This window comes from Lysinibacillus sp. FSL P2-0066 (assembly GCF_037969495.1).
GTDB lineage: Bacteria > Bacillota > Bacilli > Bacillales_A > Planococcaceae > Lysinibacillus > Lysinibacillus boronitolerans.
Map to the genome: position 1 here is coordinate 3173863 of NZ_CP150202.1, position 20264 is coordinate 3194126.

21 protein-coding genes are annotated in these 20264 nt (G+C 38.2%); 7 read left to right on the top strand and 14 right to left on the bottom strand.

Annotated features, from left to right (window positions below; all coding sequences use genetic code 11):
- Positions 1–7: 7 nt before the first annotated feature.
- Both MKZ14_RS15845 and zapA read right to left on the bottom strand, forming a co-directional pair.
- Positions 8–547 (bottom strand): CvpA family protein, encoded by a 540-nt coding sequence (locus tag MKZ14_RS15845; RefSeq protein WP_016991553.1) that lies wholly within the window; start codon positions 545–547, stop codon positions 8–10.
- Positions 548–552: 5 nt separating this feature from the next.
- Positions 553–813, bottom strand: coding sequence for a cell division protein ZapA (gene zapA, locus MKZ14_RS15850; protein ID WP_016991554.1), 261 nt, complete (start codon positions 811–813; stop codon positions 553–555).
- Positions 814–948: 135 nt separating this feature from the next.
- Between zapA and rnhC the strand changes: the two genes are divergently transcribed.
- A complete protein-coding gene (rnhC, locus tag MKZ14_RS15855; RefSeq protein ID WP_339280210.1) occupies positions 949–1872 on the top strand; it encodes a ribonuclease HIII in 924 nt (307 codons plus the stop codon).
- A gap of 183 nt (positions 1873–2055) precedes the next feature.
- On the opposite strand, the gene pheT is transcribed toward rnhC, so the two are convergent.
- The 3 genes from pheT to MKZ14_RS15870 form a co-directional block, all read right to left on the bottom strand.
- The gene (gene pheT / locus MKZ14_RS15860) at positions 2056–4473 is read right to left on the bottom strand and encodes a phenylalanine--tRNA ligase subunit beta (RefSeq protein ID WP_312123704.1); all 2418 of its coding nucleotides are present in this window, start codon (positions 4471–4473) and stop codon (positions 2056–2058) included.
- A gap of 12 nt (positions 4474–4485) precedes the next feature.
- On the bottom strand, positions 4486–5523 hold the full coding sequence (gene pheS / locus MKZ14_RS15865) for a phenylalanine--tRNA ligase subunit alpha (RefSeq protein WP_004226385.1): 1038 nt from the start codon (positions 5521–5523) through the stop codon (positions 4486–4488).
- A 390-nt stretch (positions 5524–5913) separates the two neighbouring features.
- The gene (locus MKZ14_RS15870; protein ID WP_339280211.1) at positions 5914–6678 is read right to left on the bottom strand and encodes an RNA methyltransferase; all 765 of its coding nucleotides are present in this window, start codon (positions 6676–6678) and stop codon (positions 5914–5916) included.
- 172 nt (positions 6679–6850) lie between these two features.
- On the opposite strand from MKZ14_RS15870, the gene MKZ14_RS15875 reads away from it, so the two are divergent.
- Entirely contained in the window at positions 6851–7246 is a 396-nt protein-coding gene (locus MKZ14_RS15875) for a (deoxy)nucleoside triphosphate pyrophosphohydrolase (RefSeq protein ID WP_339280212.1), read from the top strand.
- A 7-nt stretch (positions 7247–7253) separates the two neighbouring features.
- Here the strand turns inward: MKZ14_RS15875 and MKZ14_RS15880 are convergent, their stop codons facing one another.
- From MKZ14_RS15880 to MKZ14_RS15890, 3 genes are all read right to left on the bottom strand, one after another.
- Positions 7254–8231 (bottom strand): diguanylate cyclase, encoded by a 978-nt coding sequence (locus MKZ14_RS15880; RefSeq protein ID WP_339280213.1) that lies wholly within the window; start codon positions 8229–8231, stop codon positions 7254–7256.
- 24 nt (positions 8232–8255) lie between these two features.
- A complete protein-coding gene (locus MKZ14_RS15885) occupies positions 8256–9047 on the bottom strand; it encodes an alpha/beta hydrolase (RefSeq protein ID WP_339280214.1) in 792 nt (263 codons plus the stop codon).
- Positions 9048–9172: 125 nt separating this feature from the next.
- Complete coding sequence (locus tag MKZ14_RS15890) at positions 9173–10522, bottom strand: FAD-binding oxidoreductase (protein WP_036078304.1); 1350 nt, start codon at positions 10520–10522, stop codon at positions 9173–9175.
- A gap of 152 nt (positions 10523–10674) precedes the next feature.
- Between MKZ14_RS15890 and MKZ14_RS15895 the strand changes: the two genes are divergently transcribed.
- The 3 genes from MKZ14_RS15895 to MKZ14_RS15905 all read left to right on the top strand — a co-directional run bounded on the left by MKZ14_RS15895 (position 10675) and on the right by MKZ14_RS15905 (position 12583).
- Positions 10675–12084 (top strand): LysM peptidoglycan-binding domain-containing protein, encoded by a 1410-nt coding sequence (locus MKZ14_RS15895; RefSeq protein WP_333005101.1) that lies wholly within the window; start codon positions 10675–10677, stop codon positions 12082–12084.
- 130 nt (positions 12085–12214) lie between these two features.
- Complete coding sequence (locus MKZ14_RS15900; protein WP_004226371.1) at positions 12215–12379, top strand: YfhD family protein; 165 nt, start codon at positions 12215–12217, stop codon at positions 12377–12379.
- Between the two features lie 12 nt (positions 12380–12391).
- Positions 12392–12583: an H-type small acid-soluble spore protein gene (locus MKZ14_RS15905; protein ID WP_016994871.1), complete on the top strand. Its 192-nt coding sequence runs from the start codon at positions 12392–12394 to the stop codon at positions 12581–12583.
- Positions 12584–12627: 44 nt separating this feature from the next.
- Here MKZ14_RS15905 and MKZ14_RS15910 read toward each other — a convergent pair whose 3' ends face one another.
- A complete protein-coding gene (locus MKZ14_RS15910; RefSeq protein ID WP_244905039.1) occupies positions 12628–14772 on the bottom strand; it encodes an EAL domain-containing protein in 2145 nt (714 codons plus the stop codon).
- Between the two features lie 198 nt (positions 14773–14970).
- The gene (locus MKZ14_RS15915; protein WP_333005095.1) at positions 14971–15498 is read right to left on the bottom strand and encodes a sigma-70 family RNA polymerase sigma factor; all 528 of its coding nucleotides are present in this window, start codon (positions 15496–15498) and stop codon (positions 14971–14973) included.
- Between the two features lie 237 nt (positions 15499–15735).
- Here MKZ14_RS15915 and sspI point away from each other — a divergent pair, with 237 nt between their 5' ends.
- Complete coding sequence (sspI, locus tag MKZ14_RS15920; RefSeq protein WP_004226361.1) at positions 15736–15945, top strand: small acid-soluble spore protein SspI; 210 nt, start codon at positions 15736–15738, stop codon at positions 15943–15945.
- 79 nt (positions 15946–16024) lie between these two features.
- Positions 16025–17404: an FAD-linked oxidase C-terminal domain-containing protein gene (locus MKZ14_RS15925; RefSeq protein WP_257960580.1), complete on the top strand. Its 1380-nt coding sequence runs from the start codon at positions 16025–16027 to the stop codon at positions 17402–17404.
- Between the two features lie 47 nt (positions 17405–17451).
- Here MKZ14_RS15925 and MKZ14_RS15930 read toward each other — a convergent pair whose 3' ends face one another.
- The 4 genes from MKZ14_RS15930 to MKZ14_RS15945 are packed head-to-tail and all read right to left on the bottom strand — an operon-like array spanning position 17452 to position 20259.
- A complete protein-coding gene (locus MKZ14_RS15930) occupies positions 17452–17964 on the bottom strand; it encodes a GNAT family N-acetyltransferase (protein WP_048393639.1) in 513 nt (170 codons plus the stop codon).
- A gap of 15 nt (positions 17965–17979) precedes the next feature.
- Entirely contained in the window at positions 17980–18693 is a 714-nt protein-coding gene (locus MKZ14_RS15935; RefSeq protein WP_339280215.1) for an amino acid ABC transporter permease, read from the bottom strand.
- A 12-nt stretch (positions 18694–18705) separates the two neighbouring features.
- Positions 18706–19410 (bottom strand): amino acid ABC transporter permease, encoded by a 705-nt coding sequence (locus tag MKZ14_RS15940; protein ID WP_339280216.1) that lies wholly within the window; start codon positions 19408–19410, stop codon positions 18706–18708.
- Positions 19411–19434: 24 nt separating this feature from the next.
- Positions 19435–20259, bottom strand: coding sequence for a transporter substrate-binding domain-containing protein (locus MKZ14_RS15945; protein WP_016994861.1), 825 nt, complete (start codon positions 20257–20259; stop codon positions 19435–19437).
- Positions 20260–20264 lie beyond the last annotated feature (5 nt).

The following is a 20264-nucleotide window of genomic DNA, read 5'->3' on the forward strand; positions in this document are numbered from 1 at the left end:
ACAGTTACTATTGCATATAAATATACCACCAGTTTTGGAACATCTTTGTAATAATCGGTGTATGCTCCAACATCAGACCACTTAACAATGACTTCGACATTAAATTTTGTATGGCATCTATTGGTAATAAGGCGCACACATATAGCAAAATAAACATAATTAAATAGTTTTCAATCATGCCAAGTAACGCCCCAAGCCAACGATTCACTGTATTTAGTACAGGCAAATAAGCGATAAAATCAAATATCGATGCCACGATTTGCAACGTTATTTTTACTGCAAAGAAAATAACAGCAAAGGCAATTACCCGATAAAAGGTACGGTCTAAATCTAGACTATCAATGACAACGCCAAGGCTACCTGTGTCAGTCACGCCTGGATATGGAACCCAAAATACAAATTTTTGTGCTAATGGCTTATAATAAATATACGCAACAATTAGGGCTACTACAAAGCTGACAATATGCATCATCTGTACAATAAAACCTCGTTTTGCACCGACGCCTATACCAGCTAACAGTACCACTAATATGATTAAATCTAACATTCTCTTCAACCCTTTAACTTTTTCAATTCTTCTTCTAATTGCTCCATTCGTTCTTTTAATAGTAAATAATCATGAACTGTATTTACTGCTGTCAGAACAGCAAGTTTTGTGCTATCAAGTGAGGGATTATGTACGTTCATCTCGCGCATACGGTCATCAACAATCGAAGCAACAAGTCGCATATGGCCAATGGATTCAGAGCCGACCATTTTGTATGTATGACCATATATTTCAACAGAAATTTTATTCTTTTCTTGTTTTTCCATAGTCGCACCCTCCTATAAATTCGATGCACACATGATTTTAGAGGCTTGTGAGCACCATCACACAAAAAAGCTATTTATTATCATACCATGAAAGGTATAAAATTGTGAACAATGAGGACAGAAAGGAACGATTAAATGGCAAATATTGTGCTTTCCATTTCAACAAATATTCAAAAAGAGGTGATGGCTTACTATGGACCGCACTTTATAGAACGAAAGGCTCCAGGAGTCATTTTTGCGGCAAAACTACCAGATACAGCCATAACTATGTATAAATCAGGAAAATTAATGTTTCAGGGGGGCGGTGCTGAACGCGAGGCGGCGCGCTGGGGAACTATTGAAAAAGCTGCTACTCCCCCCTCCTCTATCGTGGCAAAAGGGGATGTACTGCCTAACAATTTCGCAACAATGTCTGTCTTAGGCTCAGATGAAACAGGCACAGGTGATTATTTCGGTCCAATAACAGTAGCGGCAGTATATGTGCCTACCTCCAAAATTGAACTCATAAATGAGCTTGGCGTAAAAGATTCAAAAATGCTAACAGATGATTATATGCGAAAAATTGCGCCTGATTTACGTGCAGCCTGTGTCCATAGTGTTCTCGTCTTACGCAACGAGAAATATAACAACTTACAGGCGAAAGGCTATTCCCAAGGTAAAATGAAAGCCATGATGCATAACAAGGCACTACAAAACACACTATCAAAAATGGCACCTGAAAAACCTGAATTTATCTTAATCGACCAGTTTGCTGAACGTGGTGTCTATTACAATTATTTAAAAAATGAACGTGAACTTGTACAAGAGAATGTCTACTTTTCTACTAAAGCAGAACAATTACATGTAGCTGTGGCTACAGCATCTATTTTAGCTCGTGCTGCCTTTTTAAAGGAAATGGATCGTTTGAGTGACATCACAGGGCTTACATTAATGAAGGGCGCCTCTAACAAGGTAGATGTGCAAGCAGCCCGAATCTGGCGTAATCAGGGCGAAGAATTTCTACGCTCCATCACAAAATGGCATTTCGCCAACACTGATAAAGCACGGAAGATGAAGTAAATCATACTATTGGTTGCTTAAAAAAGCTTTTTTGGGGTTCCTGATGAGCGTGAGACGCATTAGGAACCTTTTTGAGCGCTTTCCTCATTTTTTGGATCATTTCTTTCTACACCTTTCGGATCATCATCTTCACCATTCTCAAACAAAAAAAGACTGCCTCATTAGACAGTCTTTTTTCATATATTAGCGTACTTCTGTGCCTGCAATCGTAGCAATGGCTTTTAACACTTTGTTATGTGCAGCCACTACTTCTTCGTCCGTTAAAGTACGTTCTGGATCAAAGTATGTGAGAGAGAAGGCAACCGATTTTTTACCTGGTTCCATTTTCTCCCCTTCGTAAACATCGAATACGCGGATATCTTTTAATAATTTCACACCCGCTGTATCGATAGCTTCCATTACTTCGCCCGCTGTTGTAGTACGGTCCATAATAAGTGCGATATCACGAGACATAGCTGGGAAACGAGGTACTGGTGTGTAAGCAAGTGGTGCTTCTTGTGCCGTTGCATTTAATAGCGCCACTAAATTCATTTCCATCACATACGTATCTTTTACACCCCATGCTTTTTGTTCAGCAGGGTGAAGTCCACCGATAATGCCGACTTGCTCGCCATCTAATAAAATGCTAGCCGTACGTCCTGGATGTAAGCCATCCACTTGTGATTTCACAAATGTCATGCGATTTTCTAAGCCAAGTTTGCCAATGACACCTTCGACGATACCTTTTAGCACAAAGAAATCTACGGCTTTTTTCTCGCCTTGCCAAGCATGGTCTAGCCATTTGCCAGTTAGTACAGCTGCCACATGCTCTTCCTCATATGGTTGCCCCTCATCTGATTGACCAAGGAATACGGAACCAATTTCATATAAAGCCACGCCTTCAGCTTGACGAGCAACATTATATGCGGCTGCTTCGATTAAATGAGGAATAAGGCTTTGACGTAATGTAGAACGCTCCTCACTCATTGGCATAAGTAAACGAGTTACTGGCTCTGCTTTTAAGGCAAAGCGTTGTGACAATGCATCTGATGTTAATGAATATGTCACTGCTTGATACAAACCAGCACCTTCCAAGTATTGACGAACAACACGGCGATTTGCCTGGTAAGGTGATAAATTACCTACTTGTGTTGCACCTTCTGGTAATGTCATTGGGATTTCATCATAACCGTAAAGACGTGCAATTTCCTCCACGATATCCTCTTCAATTTTAATATCTTGACGGCGTGTTGGTGCATCGATGATTAATAAACCATTTGCTGCCTCTACACCAAATTTTAAACGCTCTAAAATAGAAAGCATATCTTCTAATGCAATCTTCATACCTAAGCGCTCATTAATAAAATCTGGGGAAACGACTACTCGCGCTGGTGTTTTATCTAACTCATCTACTAAACATGTACCTTCTAATACTTCACCGCCTGCTAATTCGGCAAGTAGAGCGGCAGCACGTTCAGCAGCTGGTAAGACACGATTTGGGTCTACCCCTTTTTCGAAACGTGCGGATGCATCTGAACGCAGGCCAAGATGACGAGACGTTTGACGCACTGTTAAACCATCAAAATAGGCTGACTCAATGACAACAGTCGTTGTTGAATCTGTTACCTCTGAATTAGCACCACCCATTACACCAGCAATTGCTACTGGCTCTTTGCCATTTGTAATGACTAAATCTGAAGCTTTTAATGTACGTTCTTGGTCATCTAATGTTGTAATTTTTTCACCTTCTGTTGCTTTACGAACAATGATTTCACCTGTTGCTAGGCTATCATAGTCAAAAGCATGTAGAGGTTGACCATATTCCATTAATACATAGTTCGTTACATCTACCACATTATTGTGTGGACGGACTCCTGCAGCCATTAAACGATTTTGAAGCCACATTGGTGATTCACCGATTTTTACGTTTTTCACTACTTTTGCCACATACATAGGATTTGCTTGTAAATCTTCTACATGAAGCTTTAGGTAATCCTGTGCTTTTTCACTAGTAGTTTGATATACAATTTCTGGATATTGGATTTCCTCGGAAAGAATGGCACCTACTTCATAGGCTACACCAAGCATTGAAAGGGCATCTGAGCGGTTTGGTGTTAAACCTAACTCCAATACGGTATCACGTAAGCCCAATATAGCCAGTGCATCTGAGCCTACTTCTGCATCTGCTGGTAGGACGAAAATACCTTCTGAGTATGCCTTAGGCACAAGCTTTCCTTCGATTCCAAGCTCTTGTAAGGAACAAATCATTCCGTTCGATTCATGGCCGCGAAGTTTTGCTTTTTTAATTTTAATGCCACCTGGTAAATGTGCACCTGGTCGAGCAACAATGACTTTTTGGCCAGCATCAACATTTGGTGCACCGCAAATAATTTGTTGAGGCTCTGCTTCGCCAACGTCAACTTGGCAAATATTTAACTTATCGGCCTCTGGATGTTTCTCCTTAGAGACTACATAACCAACCACAACTTTATCCATAGCATTAGCACGATCAATTACTGCATCTACTTCGATCCCAGAGCGTGTAATTTTTTCTGCTAATAGCTCAGGTGCTAAGTCCTGTGTATTGATATAATCTTTTAACCATTCTAATGATACTAACATGTTTTATCCCCCTTACGCTTCTGTTCGCTCGAATTGTGATAAGAAGCGAGTGTCACTTGTATAGAAATGACGAATATCGTCAACACCATATTTCAACATCGCAATACGTTCTGCACCAATACCAAATGCAAATCCAGAAACTTTCTTTGGATCATAGCCAGCCATTTCTAATACGTTTGGATGCACCATACCTGCTCCTAGAATCTCAATCCAGCCTGTGCCCTTACATACGTTACAGCCTGCTCCACCACACTTGAAACAAGAGATATCCATTTCTACTGATGGCTCAGTAAATGGGAAGAAGCTCGGACGCAGTCGAATTTCGCGGTCTGCACCAAACATTTTTTTCGCTAAAGTATCTAATGTTCCTTTGAGGTCACTCATGCGAATGTTTTCGCCAATGACTAAACCTTCAATTTGCATAAACTGATGTGAATGTGTTGCATCATCATTATCACGACGGAATACTTTACCAGGACAAATTATGCGAATCGATTCGCCTTTTTTGGCTTCCATAGTACGAGCCTGCACTGGTGAAGTATGCGTACGTAATAATATTTCCTCGGAAATATAGAACGAATCTTGCATATCACGAGCAGGATGTCCTTTTGGTAAATTTAGTGCTTCAAAATTATAGTAATCCTTCTCAACTTCTGGGCCTTCAGCAATTTCATAGCCCATTCCGATAAATAAATCTTCAATTTCTTCAATGACACGAGTTAAAGGGTGACGGTTCCCCACTTTAATTTCACGACCTGGTAAAGTGACATCAATCGACTCACTTGCTAATTTTTCAGCAATAGCCGCTTCTTCTAAAACCGTTATCTTTGTTTCTAATACCGCCGTTACGTTTTCACGAACATTATTCACTAAAGCACCCATTTTCGGACGTTCTTCAGCTGATAATTTCCCCATCCCTTTTAGTAAATCTGTGATAGGTCCTTTTTTTCCTAAGTACGCAACACGTACTTCATTCAATTCTTTTAAATTTGCAGCTGCTTCAATTTTAGCAAGTGCTTCTTGCTCTAATTGTTTTAATTGCTCTTCCATGTTAAAACCTCCTTAGAAAATAAATGCCTTCATTTTAGGCATAAAAAAACTCGCCCCTAAAAAGGGACGAGGACATTTTCGCGGTACCACCCTAGTTATTGCAAGACAAATCCTTACAATCACTTCATTAACATAACGACTTGATAAAGCCGGCTTACCTTTACAGCATCACACTGGTCCCGGTAGCTGCTCGCGAGCTGAATTCAAAACTGCATTGGTACGGCGCTGGCTCTCAATCTGTGGCCGACGCTCCCTGTTGTCCATTCACAATCTTTACTACTTCTCGGTCAAAGCATTTATTATTTAAACATACATTTTAGAATAAATTATACAATAATGGACTGTGGCAAATCAAGAGACAACTGCCTCAATCCCATAAAGATCTGTCAATTACTTAGCAAAGCCATATAAAACAATACCTGTTGCTACTGCTACATTTAATGATTCAGCCTGTCCAAAAAGAGGAATGATCATATTTTGATCTGTCATTGCTAATAACTGAGGCTGAATGCCACTTCCTTCATTCCCCATGATAATCGCAAATGCACCTGTATGCTGAATATCGCTATACGGCACCGCCTCCTCATCCAAGGCAGTACCAAATACTGGTACACCTTGATCCTGTAGTAAATCAATCCATTCTGCTAAATCTCCACGCACTACTGGAACATGGAAATGTGAGCCTTGAGCAGCACGTAGTGTTTTAGGATTATAAATATCCGCACTGCCTTTTCCTAAAATTACAGCATCTAAACCTGCTGCATCCGCTGTACGAATCATTGTTCCGATGTTTCCAGGATCTTGGACAGCATCAATTAATAACACTTTTCTCCAAGTGGTCATCACATTATCCTCTAAGACTGGCTGTTTACATACAGCAAAAACACCTTGAGAGGTTTCTGTCTCTGCAAATTCCTTTGCTACCGCAGTCGATACCTCTACAATAGCTACATCATCAATTGGCCATAACATTGGCAAATCGATACCTTCACGCACTATAATTTGTAATACTTGGTTTTTATTTTTTAATGCTTCTTCAACAAGATGGAAGCCCTCTACTAGGAATTCACCCGAACGTTCACGCTCTTTTCTTGTTGTCGCTAACTTTTTCCAATATTTCACTAACGCATTTTGCGTAGATTCAATTCTCTTCATCGCTACCTCTTACCGCCTTTTTCCTATATATTGACCACTATTATACCCTACGAAATGGCAAATTTCATAGCTAAGTAAGAAAACTGTTATTTTCCTGTGGTGGCAAGTGGCGTACAAATTAAACATGCTATAATTATACATATCTAATGAAGACACAAAGTGAGGAATATAAATGAAAAAAACAATACATGTAGTAGGGGCTATTATTGAAAATGAACAACAAGAAATTTTCTGTGCTTTAAGAAATCCCCAAATGGTATTAGCAAATTATTGGGAATTCCCTGGCGGTAAAATAGAGCAGGGCGAAACACCAGAACAGGCACTTTATCGAGAAATCCTTGAGGAATTTAACTGTATGATTCAAGTAGGTAAGCAAGTGGCCGTAACGCTCCATGAATACGAACAATTTTTCGTTCACTTAGAAACATACAAAGCTACTATTGTAAACGGCACACCTCAAATACTAGAACATGCTGAAGCAAGATGGGTTCCCCGCAACCAATTGCTTAACCTTCCATTTGCTCCAGCAGATCTTCCTTCTATCCAAAAATTAGTAGACGAATTGTAAAAACGATTCACTTTATCTCATGAAAATGAGTGACTTTGTTTCGTCCATGCTCTTTCGATCCATACAATGCTTCATCTGCTTTTTTTATTAATGTCGTCTCTGTATCTTCTGAAGTTACAGTGGCAATTCCCATACTGATCGTAAGACGACCTGTTGGCCAGCCATCCTGCTCCACGGTGTGTCTAATTTTTTCGCCGATTTTTTTTGCCACATGTATTTCGGTTTCTGGTAAGAGGATAATAAACTCCTCCCCACCATAACGAGCGACGATATCTTCTAGACGTACTTGAATTTGTAATAGTTGTGCCAATTGAACGAGGACATCGTCTCCAACTTGATGACCATATGTATCATTAACCTTTTTGAAATGATCGATATCTAAAATGCATAACGAAAAAGGCTCTGCAGTCTCATGAAAACGATTAAAATGTTGTTCGAGTTGTTCCTGGAAAAATCTCCTGTTTTTCAAGCCAGTCAGTTTATCAGTCATTGATAATTCTACTAAAGCAGCATTCATTTCCAATAATTTCGCCTGCTGATGTTCTATTTCTACATGAATTTGCTCCAAATTAGCTAATGCACGATCCTTTTCTTGGTAGGCAGCCTCAAGTAGTTTTTTGGCTGATCGTAATTCCTGTTCATAATCTATGCGCTTTTTCATCTTTACTAAAATACAATCAATGCGCTCTACCATACCCTCTTTGTACAATTTAGCATTCATTAAAAACGGAAGCGACATTCCGTCCTTCTGTTTGAGATGAATGAATAATTCCTCTACTCGCCCCTCTAGATTAATCATAGGATAAAAATAAGAATGAAAAATCATCTTATTGGGCGTAGATAGAAGAATTTCTAGATGCCTATGTAATAATTCCTCTTGCTCATAGCCGATCCAATCTACAAGGGTTTGATTGATTTCTGAAATAAGCCCTTCATGTGTGATGGAAAGAAATCCACATGGTGCATTGTTGAGTCGTTTTTCCATTGTTGAAAATCCTTTCATTTTTCCCTACAAAAAATCTGCGATACATTGTATCGTTTCATTTGGGTGACTAATATGTGGGTAATGACCCTTTGCTTCCAGTAATTGTAACGTGCTATTTTTGAGATGCTGATGCAAATAGTCTCCCACACCAATTGGCACAATACTATCTTCCGAGCATTGGATAATTAACGAAGGAATTGAGACCTTTGGTAATTCACTTCGATGATCAGATAAAAAAGTAACCTCAGCAAATTCTTTTGCAATGATAGGGTCTGCTGCTATAAAGGTTTGCTTCAGTTCCTGTGTTAATGCTGGCTGTTCAGGATTACTCATAGCAATAGGTGCCATATAGCTAGCCCAACCTGTAAAGTTCATTTCCATCATTTCTAATAACTCCGCTATATCACTTCGCTCAAATCCCCCTCGATAACCATCATCATTTAAATAACAGGGAGAAGGACCAATCATAATCAATTTCTTAAAATAGTCAGGGTGCTGGATAGATGCGAGCAGTCCTATCATGGCACTAATGGAATGCCCTACAAAAATACTATTTTGTAATGATAGCGTTTCAATAATGTCCAATATATCTTGTACATAGCCCTGTAACGATTGATATTTTTCTGATGAATAGGCATTTATATCTGAGTTACCAGAGCCTACATAATCGAATAATATAATCTGATATTTGTCCATAAAAGCAGGCGTAATGAAACGCCACATATTTTGATCACAACCAAATTCATGTGCAAAAATAAGCGGTTGGTCTCCTTGTCCGAGTATTGTTACATTATTACGAACAACAATATTTTCCATCCCAATCAATCCTTTTAGAAATATATGTAATAGTTTTATTGTGACCCCTTATACAGTATTTATCAAGCTAAAACGTGAAAATCAAAAAGGAGCAGGAGTGGCTCTTCACCTGCCCCCTTCTCCAGCTACAGCCACTTTCTAATAGGTGGGATACTCTGCGGAAATTGAAATACGTTATACGGATCATATTTTGTTTTCACTTCACGAAGCCTTCTAAAATTACGTCCGTAATAGGCTGTATGCCAGTCCTGAATAAATCGATCCGGAAAATTGACATAATCACCAGCCGTATAAGGTGATAATGCTCGACGTAAATTTTCTACCCACCTAATATTTTGTTCTTCCTCTTTCGGGTTTTTCCAGGAAGTATTATATTCTTGGGCTATTATCGCATTGCGATAGTAATAGGCAGTATGCTGGGGAGCAATTTCACCGACCGCTCCTCTTAAAGACTGTTGCCAGATCGTTGTATTTAAATTAGGTGCATGGGCTAAAAATTCTTTCATTCGTTGAATCGCCTTATATGGAAACGGTCTCTCCAAAAATGAGCCAGATCTTTTTCGAAGAGCAGGCTGATTGCCACTTGGTAAATCAAAAAATTCTACTGCCTTGATATATGGCACTTCCTTTATCCAAATACTTGTTGGCATGCCTGTTTTCCTAAGAGGGCGAAGCAATTTCTTTAATTCAGCTGCTGTTCCTATGAACTCACCTTGTGCGACTATTTCACCTACTTCCTTTGTTTTTAGTTCAATCTGTGAGGTTAGACGCTTATCTGTATAGGGAGCCCATTTTTGCCATGCATCAAAGGCCACTTCAAAATCATCCCATCCCCATGTTATAGAGAAAAGTGATACCTCATTAATCGCATGAAGCTTGAATGTCAAAGAAGTGACTATACCAAAATTGCCCCCACCTCCACCACGACTTGCCCAAAACAGATCATGATGTTGTTGCTTATTGGCTCTGATTACCTGAGCACCCTTATGTTCACTCGCAACCACCGTTTCGATTTCTATAAGATTGTCACAAGTTAACCCAAACGGTCGTGATAGCATTCCAATCCCCCCACCAAGTGTCAAACCGACCACTCCAACACTACTTTCTGTACCAGCAGGAATGGTAACACCATGCGCCCATAATGTACGGTATACATTTCCCATATTCGCTCCAGCATCAATCCTAGCCGTCATTTCTGAGAGATTTACCGAAATATCGTTCATATCACTTACATCAATGACAAGTCCTTTATTTACTAAAGAAAAATTTTCATAGCTATGACGACCGCTTCGAATTCTGAAAGGTTCATTGTTTTCTCTAGCCCATTTTAAGGCATTAACCACATCTTTCGTTTCTTGACAAAACACAATGACACTCGGATATTTGGGATTATTTAAATTATTATTCGTTCTCGCTTGTTCATAATCCAAATCTTCAGGCGTGACGATTCTTCCTGTGAGCTTCGCCTTTTTCAACATCAAGCCCCTTTCTCACAATGATACTTATCCTATGCAACTCATTGAGAAAGAATTTGACATTTCAACTATTTTACTGGACACATACTAAAATACTCTTTTTCACACTTGAAACATATGATGCACTAATAAGATCGTGATGGAGGTGTTCTATGCTTATCCACGTGGTAAGTGCTGGCGAAACACTGTGGCAAATCGCTAATCGTTATGCTGTACCCGTTCAATCTATTAGTCAATTAAATGCATTAGCTACTCCTGATCAATTAGCCATCGGACAATCACTGGTTATCCCTTCTCCTTATACAATTTATACGGTTCAAAAAGGAGATACGTTATGGTCCATCGCACAGAAATTTAGCGTTCCCTTGCAATCTATCATATTAGAAAATCATCTAACAAATCCCGATCAATTAACACCAGGAACGAAATTAATTATTCCTCCCATTGTTCATATCGTGCAGCCCGGAGAAACTTTATGGCAAATAGCACAGCGCTATGGTACGACCGTTCAAGCCATTGCTGTAGAAAATAAAATAAACAATCCCGATATGCTTTATGTCGGTTCCCAATTGATGATCCCAAGAAAATTACCAATGATTGAAGTCAATGCTTATTCCTACCAACCTACAGAAGAAGCTGTAGACTCCATTAATGCTATTGGTCATCTACTGACTTATTTTAGCCCTTTTGCTTATAAAATGAAGGAAGATGGGACATTACAGCCCATTAATGATGAAAATATGATAGCGGCAGCAAAGGCTAAACATATCATCCCTATGTTAACGCTCACTAATTTTACTTCTACAGAAGAAGGCTCTAATTTAGCACATGTCGTCTTGTCCAATGCAGAGTTACGTAAAAAGGTCATGAATAATGTGTTACAGGTGATGCAAGATAAAGGTTATCAAGTATTAAATATTGATTTTGAAAATGTTTTACCTGCTGATCGCGAAAATTTCAATGCCTTTATTCAATTGGCTGTGGATACACTTCATCCAAAGGGCTATTTGGTTTCAACAGCGCTCGCACCTAAAACAAGTTCTTCACAAAAAGGGACATTATATGAGGCACATGATTACGAAGCACATGGGAGAATAGCAGATTTTGTTGTATTAATGACATATGAATGGGGCTATCGTCTCGGCCCCCCACAAGCTATTTCCCCCATTAATGAAATGCGCAGAGTCGTGGAGTATGCTTTAACTGAAATACCAGCTGATAAAATCCTATTGGGTTTTGAGCTGTATGCGCGTGATTGGCTCTTACCTCATGTCAAAGGCCAAGAAGCCGAAACGTTTAGCCCTCAGGAAGCACTCAATAGGGCCATCAAGTACGGGGCAACAATCCAATATGATCCAACTGCACAATCTCCCTTTTATCGATATGTTGATGAGCAAGGAAGGCAGCATGAGGTATGGTTTGAAGATGCGAGAAGCGCACAAGCCAAATTCGACATGACTAAACATTACAATTTACGTGGCATTAGTTATTGGGCATTAGGATTCCCGTTTCCTCAAAATTGGGTTTTATTAAATGATAATTTTTCTGTTAAAAAATCTTAATACTCATTATTGTTCGCAATAAACAAAGAGCTATGCGAATTTTTCCTTGTGAAGTGCTATCTGTGATGCGGGATAAAAAGTTCATTTCAAAGCCATATTAATTTATATCAACAGGAAAGGAGCAACTCACATGGGAAGAGACAATAAACAAGGTCAAAGCAATAATAAAGGCTCGTTACCTCAAACGCCAAAAAACCAAAAGATTGCACCAAACAAGGTGAGTGAGGAATTTTCTCAAGAGTTTATGGAGCTAATTAATACAGTCACGCAAAATAAAAATAAGCAGAAAAAATAAGGGGGGCTTCAGTTGGATTTTCAGCGTGCACAAGAAATTGTCGCCTCACCTTTAGAATTTGAAGTGAGCTATAATGGTGTTTCCATCTGGATCGATCAGCTCCACGATGATGAAAAAACAGCGACAGTTCATCTACGCCGTTCTTTAGAAGAGCGATCTGAAGTAGCTATATCCGAATTAAAAGAAGAATATCTCATTCATTAAACAGCAAGAACCTGCTTACTCAAAAGGAATAAGCAGGTTCTTTTTTATATAATATAATCCTCAATATATTGAAGTTGTGTTAATACTTCATCTACATGATGGTGTAAATCTTTATAGGTATCCGTGATTTGCTGTGGAGAGATTGGCTTACTAAATAGATAGCCTTGAATATAATCACAGCCACCATCTATTAGAAATGATAACTGATCCACTTCTTCAATGCCCTCTGCCACAACCTTCAACCGTAAATGTTTTGCCATCGAAATAATCATGGAAACAAGTGCTTCATCATTTGGATTATGTGGCACGTTTCTTACAAATGTTCGGTCAATTTTTAAACAATCAATTGGAAATTCCTTTAAATAGGATAGAGAAGAATAGCCTGTTCCAAAATCATCTACAGCAATCTGAATGCCTAATGCCTTTAACTCATGTAATAGCTGTGTCATTTGATCAATGTTCATCGTCATGCTTTCTGTAATTTCTAATTGTAAAAATGTCGGATCTAATTTGGTACGTTGTAAAATATCTTGTACCATTTCTACTAAATCCTGCTGAAATAACTGGCCAAGTGATAAATTCACTGCCACTTTCATCGGAGGTAAGCCTTGTTTCTCCCATATTTTTGCTTGAGTGCATGCGGTTTCTAAAATCCATTTACCTAGCGGGATAATAAGGCCACATTCCTCAGCAATAGGAATAAAGACATCAGGTGGAACAAAGCCCCGAGTTGGATGACGCCAGCGTACCAAAGCTTCGACCGATTCAATGGTGCCTGTTTTTAAGTTGACCTGTGGTTGATAGTCTAAATAAAATTCATTATTGGCTAACGCATTATGTAAGTCTTGCTCTAACAATATTCGATCTGCAATGCCTTTAGACATATACGGTTTATAAAAAAGAAATCTTTGAGGTATTTGTCTAGCCTCTCGCATTGCTAACTGTGCATGCATTAATAGCTCTTCACCTGTCCATTGATCCTCGTAGAGGGCTATACCTATATTTAGATTGCCGTTCAATGAAAATAACTGAACCTGTAAAGGATCGGTCATGGCACTTTTGAGATTTAAGCAAAATTGTAGTAGTTCTTCAATGGTCTTTACATGGTCAATATAAATAACAAATTGTCCCTCACGAAGTTTAGTTGCAAAATAATGAGGTGGTACAATCGCTTGAATACGCTCTGCTACAAGTTTCATCATTTTATTAGAGTTACTTATCCCAATGGACGAACGAATCGCCGCAAAGCGATCAATTTCTATGGCAATGATAGCCTTTTGCTCTTTATTATTATGTAAATTTTCTTTTAACGTCTTTAGTAATAAATGTTCATTTGGCAACAATGTAATGTCATCATGATAAGCTTGAAATCGAAGCTCCTGTTGTGATTGTTCAAGATCCTTCTTAATTTTCAACAGTTGCTGAAATGGTTTTTCCACAGATGTATAATAAATCGCTTTTAGGAAAAAATAGAATGCTAAAAACTGATAGATTAATGCCGAGAAATCCCATATTGCACTTTGATCATGACTAACGATAAAGAAGACATCACTCACAATAAGGGAAATAGCTGCGCTGATTAACCACATGGAACGCTTCGGTAATTTTTTTACATATGTACTAACAATAGCAATGGTTAAAATTTGAAGAATAATAGCAATTAGGTGTACCATAGTATCAATCGTATCTAACCAATTTTTAGGCAATATTTTGGTTGAATTATAAGCCAGAAAAACGCTTCCTAGAACGAAAAGCATCGAACAACCATATGTCAGTATCCGATGATTCATGGTTAATCGCTTTTTAGGATTTAAAATAATAAGTATAAATCCAATGGCTAAGTATAAACGCATTAATATATGTAGGGGCTCGTTCATAAAGTTCCATTCTCTAGATTGGCTAAAAAACAAGCTAACTAATTCTAATAAGGCAATAATGAAAAACATGTTTCCTATGTATAAAGTTTGATTGGATAATAAGTGTGAAAATACTAAATAGGATTGGATCGCAATTGCCATTGTAAAAACAATGATTAATATTTGTATCACCAATTTTATATCTTGATACATGTCACCTTGGAAAACACCGTATATTTGATTGCTAAAGCTCAGTAATGGTATGACAAGTAATAAGGGTAATACCATGTACCAAATCTCTTTTTTCTCTATCTGATTAAACCATCTCTCCACTCCAAACCCTCCATACTACTATATAAACATTCACTAGGAAATTTTATCTATCTATTTCGATTATTTAAATTTGAATTGTATATTTCTTTGACTTCTTACAAATCATAACACTTTTATCGGAATTTGTATGCACCTATGTGAAGTATGCTAATATTCATTTTATTTCAATATTAGCATACTTTTGATATTTTTAGTTCTTTATTCCACTCTGAAAAGTTGATGTTTCAGCCTTTGGATGATTCTGGCCCTTCTTTTTTTGATAGCAACAACAGATAGATCTAGTGCATTGGCTATTTCTAGATCACTGTAACCTTCTACATAATAAAGCAGTAATATTTTCCTTTCTATCTGCTTTAACTCGGCTAACATCATTTCAAGAGAGTTAGAATTTTTTTGATTGTCTCTTTCCTCCTGCTCACTAAGTATATAATTCATTGTTTCATCATCCACAACAGTCATTCGTTCTCTATAGTTTTTTACTTTTGATAACTCATTTAAAATCTCTCCTTTTATCGAAGAATATAGATAAGCAGAAAATTGTCCTTTTGCTGAATCTGCTTTTAGCCATGCTCTCCATACAGCAATGGAAGCAATATGACGATAGTAATCAAAATCCTTGTAAATATGAAGCTGCGTAAGAATGGCTGTAATCATTGGTTGCACTGCCTCTAAAATTTCTTCAAAAGATTGTGTGAATGAAAGCTTTTGATTGTTCTGAATGGACATGCTACTCTTCCTATCAACTGTGCACAGTTCAATATTCCTAGGTAACATAATCTTAGTCCGTCATGTTGCTTGAGAGCTAATGCCCATTCTCATCATTTCCTCGTGCATAATGAATAAAATGCTTGTCATATTTAGTCATAATTCCCGCAAGTTATTGCAAAAATTATCTATTTTCTTTGGTATTTCATACATATTTAAATGATAGTTGGACAAATTACTACTAAGGAGGCGATATAGATGAATTTTCAAATAAGAGACGCAATCACAGCGAATGTACATGGTCAATCTGCCGCAGAATTCAAAGATATTGTGGAAGATGCTATTAATCGCGGAGAAGAGCATTTACTACCAGGGCTTGGGGTGTTTTTTGAAAAATGGTGGAAGCAATCCAGTCCATCAGAACAAGATGAATTTGTTCAAAAACTAGAAAAAGTATTTGCTAACTGATTTTTAATGAACTGTGCATTCCATTTCCAATAAATGCGTGATAAAGTTTTACTTATCAGAAAATTTTGGAGGGATTGGAATGACTGTTGCAGTAGAATTACTTGTCAATCAACTCAAACAGGTTTTATTAGAAGAACAAGTGTCAACAAACGAAACGGTACGACAGCTACATGGAAAGGATGAATCTCATCATATGATGAGATTACCTGATATCGTTGTCTTTCCCCGTTCCACAGCTGATGTCAGTGCCATCTTAAAAATTGCACATGCACAACGTGTACCAGTTGTACCATTCGGTGTTGGCTCCAGCTTAGAAGGAAACGCGATTCCTATTGCACATGGTATTTCTATTGATTTCTCTGAAATGAATAAGATTTTAGAAGTTCGACCTGACGACCTTCTTGTAAAAGTTCAGCCTGGCGTCACACGCTCTCAACTGAATAAGGAGTTAAAAAAACACGGTCTACAATTCACAGTGGATCCAGGTGCAGATGCAACACTAGGTGGCATGGCTGCGACGAATGCTAGTGGTACGACTGCTGTGCGTTACGGTGTTATGCGTGATCAGGTTCGTGATTTAGAGGTTGTCCTTGCAGATGGCTCTGTCATCCATACAGGTAATTTAGCCGCGAAATCCTCTTCTGGTTACCATTTAAATGGTCTATTTGTCGGCTCTGAAGGAACACTTGGCTGCTTTACGGAGTTAACGTTAAAAGTGTATGGTATACCTGAATTTGTGACAGCGGGGCGAGCTGTTTTTGACACAGTTGGAGATGCTGTTAGTGCTGTTACCGCCTTATTACAGGCTGGTATTTCAATTGGTCGAGTGGAATTGGTCGATGAATCCTCTATGAAGCAGGCCAATGTCTATAACGATACATCCTTTAGCGAAAAACCAACATTGTTTTTAGAATTCCACGGAAACGAAGCGGGTATGCATGCGGACATCGCATTTGCTACAGAAATTTTTGAGGACTACAGCTGTCTATCCGTCGAATTCGAGCAAGATAATGCTGCTCGTAATAAGCTTTGGGAAGCACGACATTCTTTAGCCTATGCATATATTCATGCTTATCCTGGTAAGAAGCTCATGTCAACGGATGTCTGTGTACCAATCTCTGTGCTTGCTGAAACCATTTTATATGCACGAGAACAGCTTGATCATGTTGGACTCGCAGGTGGGCTTGTGGGCCACGTGGGCGATGGAAATTTCCATGCACTTTTAATGTTAAATCCAAATGACGCCGAGGAACAGGCAAAAGCGGATCGCTTCAATGAACAAATCGTGCAATATGCATTACTTCGAGGTGGCACATGTACGGGCGAGCATGGTGTTGGCATTGGCAAAATGAAATACCAAGCCACTGAGCATGGTACCTCTTTAGTCGTCATGAAAAGCATAAAAGCAGCGCTTGATCCACTTAACATTATGAATCCAGGGAAGATTTTCACACTATAATTAACATTAAAACCCGCTGATTGACTAGAGCATCAGCGGGTTTATCATTATAAATCATAACGGAAGCTCTTGACTAATATATCTCCCTTGTAAAATTCCTTCGACTCATCTCGCACAAAACCTAATGATAAGTAAAGATTTATGGCAGCCTGCATCATATCACCTGAGTGTAAATAAAGTGCCTGATCCTGTCTCTTTCTAGCAAAGGCAAAACTTTCATTTAATAATTTCTTAGCAACCCCTTGTCCTCTTCCTTTTGGATGCACACCTAATAAGCGCACAATCGTCGATTGAATATTTAGCTCCGGCAAGCCATACGCTTTCCCTGCATCTGTAAATAGTTGTAATCCACCTAATATGTCATCTCCGCGTTTTGCAATAAGAATTGTCTCTGCATTCGGATTACCAACCGAAGCACGGATATCACTTAAATATGATTGCCAGCGCTCTGGGTCTTCATAGTCCTTTTCATATTGCGCATAGCTCTCAACTAAAACTTCAAGATAGCTTGCATAATCTTCCTTTTGTAAATGTTCAATCACAATGTCTGCTACTGTCATTCTAATTTCCCCTTTCTATGATGAAAAACCGCCTTTACTATAGGCTGTTACTCTTTTTTCAATACGGTGTGAAACCCATTCTACTATGATTGAAATTACCCAATAAATAAGACCAACAGCAATAAATGACTCTAAAAACTTTAAGTTCATGGAAGCAATAATATTTGCCACACCGGTCAATTCTTTAATGGATAGGAAAAATGCTAATGATGTAGCATGTAAAAAACCAATAAAAACATTCGTCAAGTTGGGAATAGATTGCCCAAATGCTTGAGGTAAAATATAACGTCGCATCGCTTGGGGAAATGTTAAACCAATTGCATATGCTGCTTCTAATTGTCCTTTAGGTACAGCTAATATCCCTGAACGAATAATTTCTGAGGCATAAGCCCCTGCACTTAGTGTTAAGGCAAGTATGACAAAAAATAAAATAGGAATAGCGCTTGATTGTATCTTTAATTGAAGCAAATTAGCTACAATATCAACTAGCATTGGCAAGCCAAAATAAACGAGCATGATATGCATAATGATAGGTGTTCCTCTGAAAAAGGAAACATAAAAATTAAGTACAGATGAGACTATTTTTATTTGTTGAATGCGCACGAAAGCTACAATGATGCCAATAGCAATCCCTAATAAAATAGGTGTCATGGTCATGAATAAGGTTAACGGTATTACTTTACTAATTTCTCGTAATGCTTCTACTATAAAAGCGATATCAATGGTCATGGCATATTCCCCCTATTGTGAAGCAAGCTCCTTTGGCATATAGCGATTAAAATAACGTTCATTAAATTTAAATATTTTTTCAAGGATAATCACGATGACATAGTAAACAATTGACAAAGCTACATAGATTTCAAACGCTCGTGTTGTAGAAGCAATCAAGGTTTCTCCCCGCCCCACCATATCCATTACACCGATGGAGAATGCTAACGATGTATCTTTTAATGAACTAATCATTGTATTCGCTATATTTGGAAAAGCAACACGTATTGCCTGTGGAAAAACAATTCGCATAAAAGCCTGTGATCCTTTTAAGCCTACTGAATAGGCCGCCTCCATTTGACCTCGATCAACAGTTAAAATGGCTGCACGAAATATTTCGGCAAAGGCTGCCGCATTGCTGAATGTGTACGTAATAATAACAAAATACATCGCATCCATTCGTGTCACATCAATATGAATGAGCTTTAACAATGCGGGTATACCGTAAAATACTAAGAACAACTGCACTAAGATGGGTGTGCCACGAATAAAGGATATATAGATTGTAATAATTTGCTTCAATATCGGTATGTGAAGTAGCTTTGGTATGGCTAGCACAATCCCAAGCATCATACCAAAAAGTATGGAGAATACTAGAATCTCGAAAGTTATGGGTAAATACTGAAGCAATGTTGGAATGACCTTCGCAATTAGCACGACATCAAAGTTATTTTCCATACTGCCATCTTCCTTTCCTGTTCATTAGAAGTCTACTGTATAATCATCACCCAACCACTTTTTACTAAGCTCACTCACTATCCCCTCATTCTTTAATTCAACGATGGCTTCATCTAAGCGCTGCTGTAACTTCACTTCATCTTTATTGAGTAGAAAATAGACCTTTGAATTTAATAATGCATCACCTACAACCTTTTGCTGTGCCTCATTGCTTTCGTTATAGTATCTTACAGCAAACGGTGTGGTAATAATGGCATCAATTCGTCCCGTTGCAAGTTGATTGTTAACATCAACTGAGCCAGAAGAATAAACGATATTTGCTCCTAAATTGTGCTCTTTATTATATTTTTCAATAAAGACAGCTGAGTTACTTGTTGGCGAGACACTCACATTTTTCCCTTTTAAATCCTCAATGGATTGAATTGCATTATTTTTCTCGTTGACTGTCACCTTTAATGGGAAAACATTATACGGCTCTTTATTAAATAAAAACTTCTCTTCACGCTCACTATTAACTTCCATTTGATGGGCAATAAAATCTATTTTTCTTGTTTCTAAACTTAGTAATAAATTTGAGAATTCCATTGTCTTAAATTCAAACTCATACTCTGGTAGCTTCTCATCAATTGCACGAACAAGCTCCACATCATAACCAGTTAAATTTCCCTTGTCATCTAAAAAACAGATGTTTGGAAACTGTGTTCCCGTACCAACAATAATTTTTTGAACATCCTTGCCGCTCTGTGCTGTTTTTTGAGCACTTGCGTCACCAACTGTTTTTTCTGAGTTTGCACATGCTGTTAAGAGTGCTGCTAGCACAAGTAGCAAATAAAATGATATTTTTTTCATAAAAT

What these genes read in the sequence shown, in the direction of transcription:
- pheT (WP_312123704.1), bottom strand. Translation starts at nt 4,473, where the DNA reads ATGTTAGTATCATTAGAATGGTTAAAAGATTATATCAATACACAGGAC.
- MKZ14_RS15915 (WP_333005095.1), bottom strand. Translation starts at nt 15,498, where the DNA reads ATGTCCATTCAGAACAATCAAAAGCTTTCATTCACACAATCTTTTGAA.
- MKZ14_RS15895 (WP_333005101.1), top strand. Translation starts at nt 10,675, where the DNA reads ATGCTTATCCACGTGGTAAGTGCTGGCGAAACACTGTGGCAAATCGCT.
- MKZ14_RS15930 (WP_048393639.1), bottom strand. Translation starts at nt 17,964, where the DNA reads ATGACAGTAGCAGACATTGTGATTGAACATTTACAAAAGGAAGATTAT.
- MKZ14_RS15875 (WP_339280212.1), top strand. Translation starts at nt 6,851, where the DNA reads ATGAAAAAAACAATACATGTAGTAGGGGCTATTATTGAAAATGAACAA.
- MKZ14_RS15945 (WP_016994861.1), bottom strand. Translation starts at nt 20,259, where the DNA reads ATGAAAAAAATATCATTTTATTTGCTACTTGTGCTAGCAGCACTCTTA.
- MKZ14_RS15900 (WP_004226371.1), top strand. Translation starts at nt 12,215, where the DNA reads ATGGGAAGAGACAATAAACAAGGTCAAAGCAATAATAAAGGCTCGTTA.
- pheS (WP_004226385.1), bottom strand. Translation starts at nt 5,523, where the DNA reads ATGGAAGAGCAATTAAAACAATTAGAGCAAGAAGCACTTGCTAAAATT.
- zapA (WP_016991554.1), bottom strand. Translation starts at nt 813, where the DNA reads ATGGAAAAACAAGAAAAGAATAAAATTTCTGTTGAAATATATGGTCAT.
- sspI (WP_004226361.1), top strand. Translation starts at nt 15,736, where the DNA reads ATGAATTTTCAAATAAGAGACGCAATCACAGCGAATGTACATGGTCAA.
- MKZ14_RS15880 (WP_339280213.1), bottom strand. Translation starts at nt 8,231, where the DNA reads ATGGAAAAACGACTCAACAATGCACCATGTGGATTTCTTTCCATCACA.
- MKZ14_RS15870 (WP_339280211.1), bottom strand. Translation starts at nt 6,678, where the DNA reads ATGAAGAGAATTGAATCTACGCAAAATGCGTTAGTGAAATATTGGAAA.
- rnhC (WP_339280210.1), top strand. Translation starts at nt 949, where the DNA reads ATGGCAAATATTGTGCTTTCCATTTCAACAAATATTCAAAAAGAGGTG.
- MKZ14_RS15935 (WP_339280215.1), bottom strand. Translation starts at nt 18,693, where the DNA reads ATGACCATTGATATCGCTTTTATAGTAGAAGCATTACGAGAAATTAGT.
- MKZ14_RS15925 (WP_257960580.1), top strand. Translation starts at nt 16,025, where the DNA reads ATGACTGTTGCAGTAGAATTACTTGTCAATCAACTCAAACAGGTTTTA.
- MKZ14_RS15885 (WP_339280214.1), bottom strand. Translation starts at nt 9,047, where the DNA reads ATGGAAAATATTGTTGTTCGTAATAATGTAACAATACTCGGACAAGGA.
- MKZ14_RS15940 (WP_339280216.1), bottom strand. Translation starts at nt 19,410, where the DNA reads ATGGAAAATAACTTTGATGTCGTGCTAATTGCGAAGGTCATTCCAACA.
- MKZ14_RS15845 (WP_016991553.1), bottom strand. Translation starts at nt 547, where the DNA reads ATGTTAGATTTAATCATATTAGTGGTACTGTTAGCTGGTATAGGCGTC.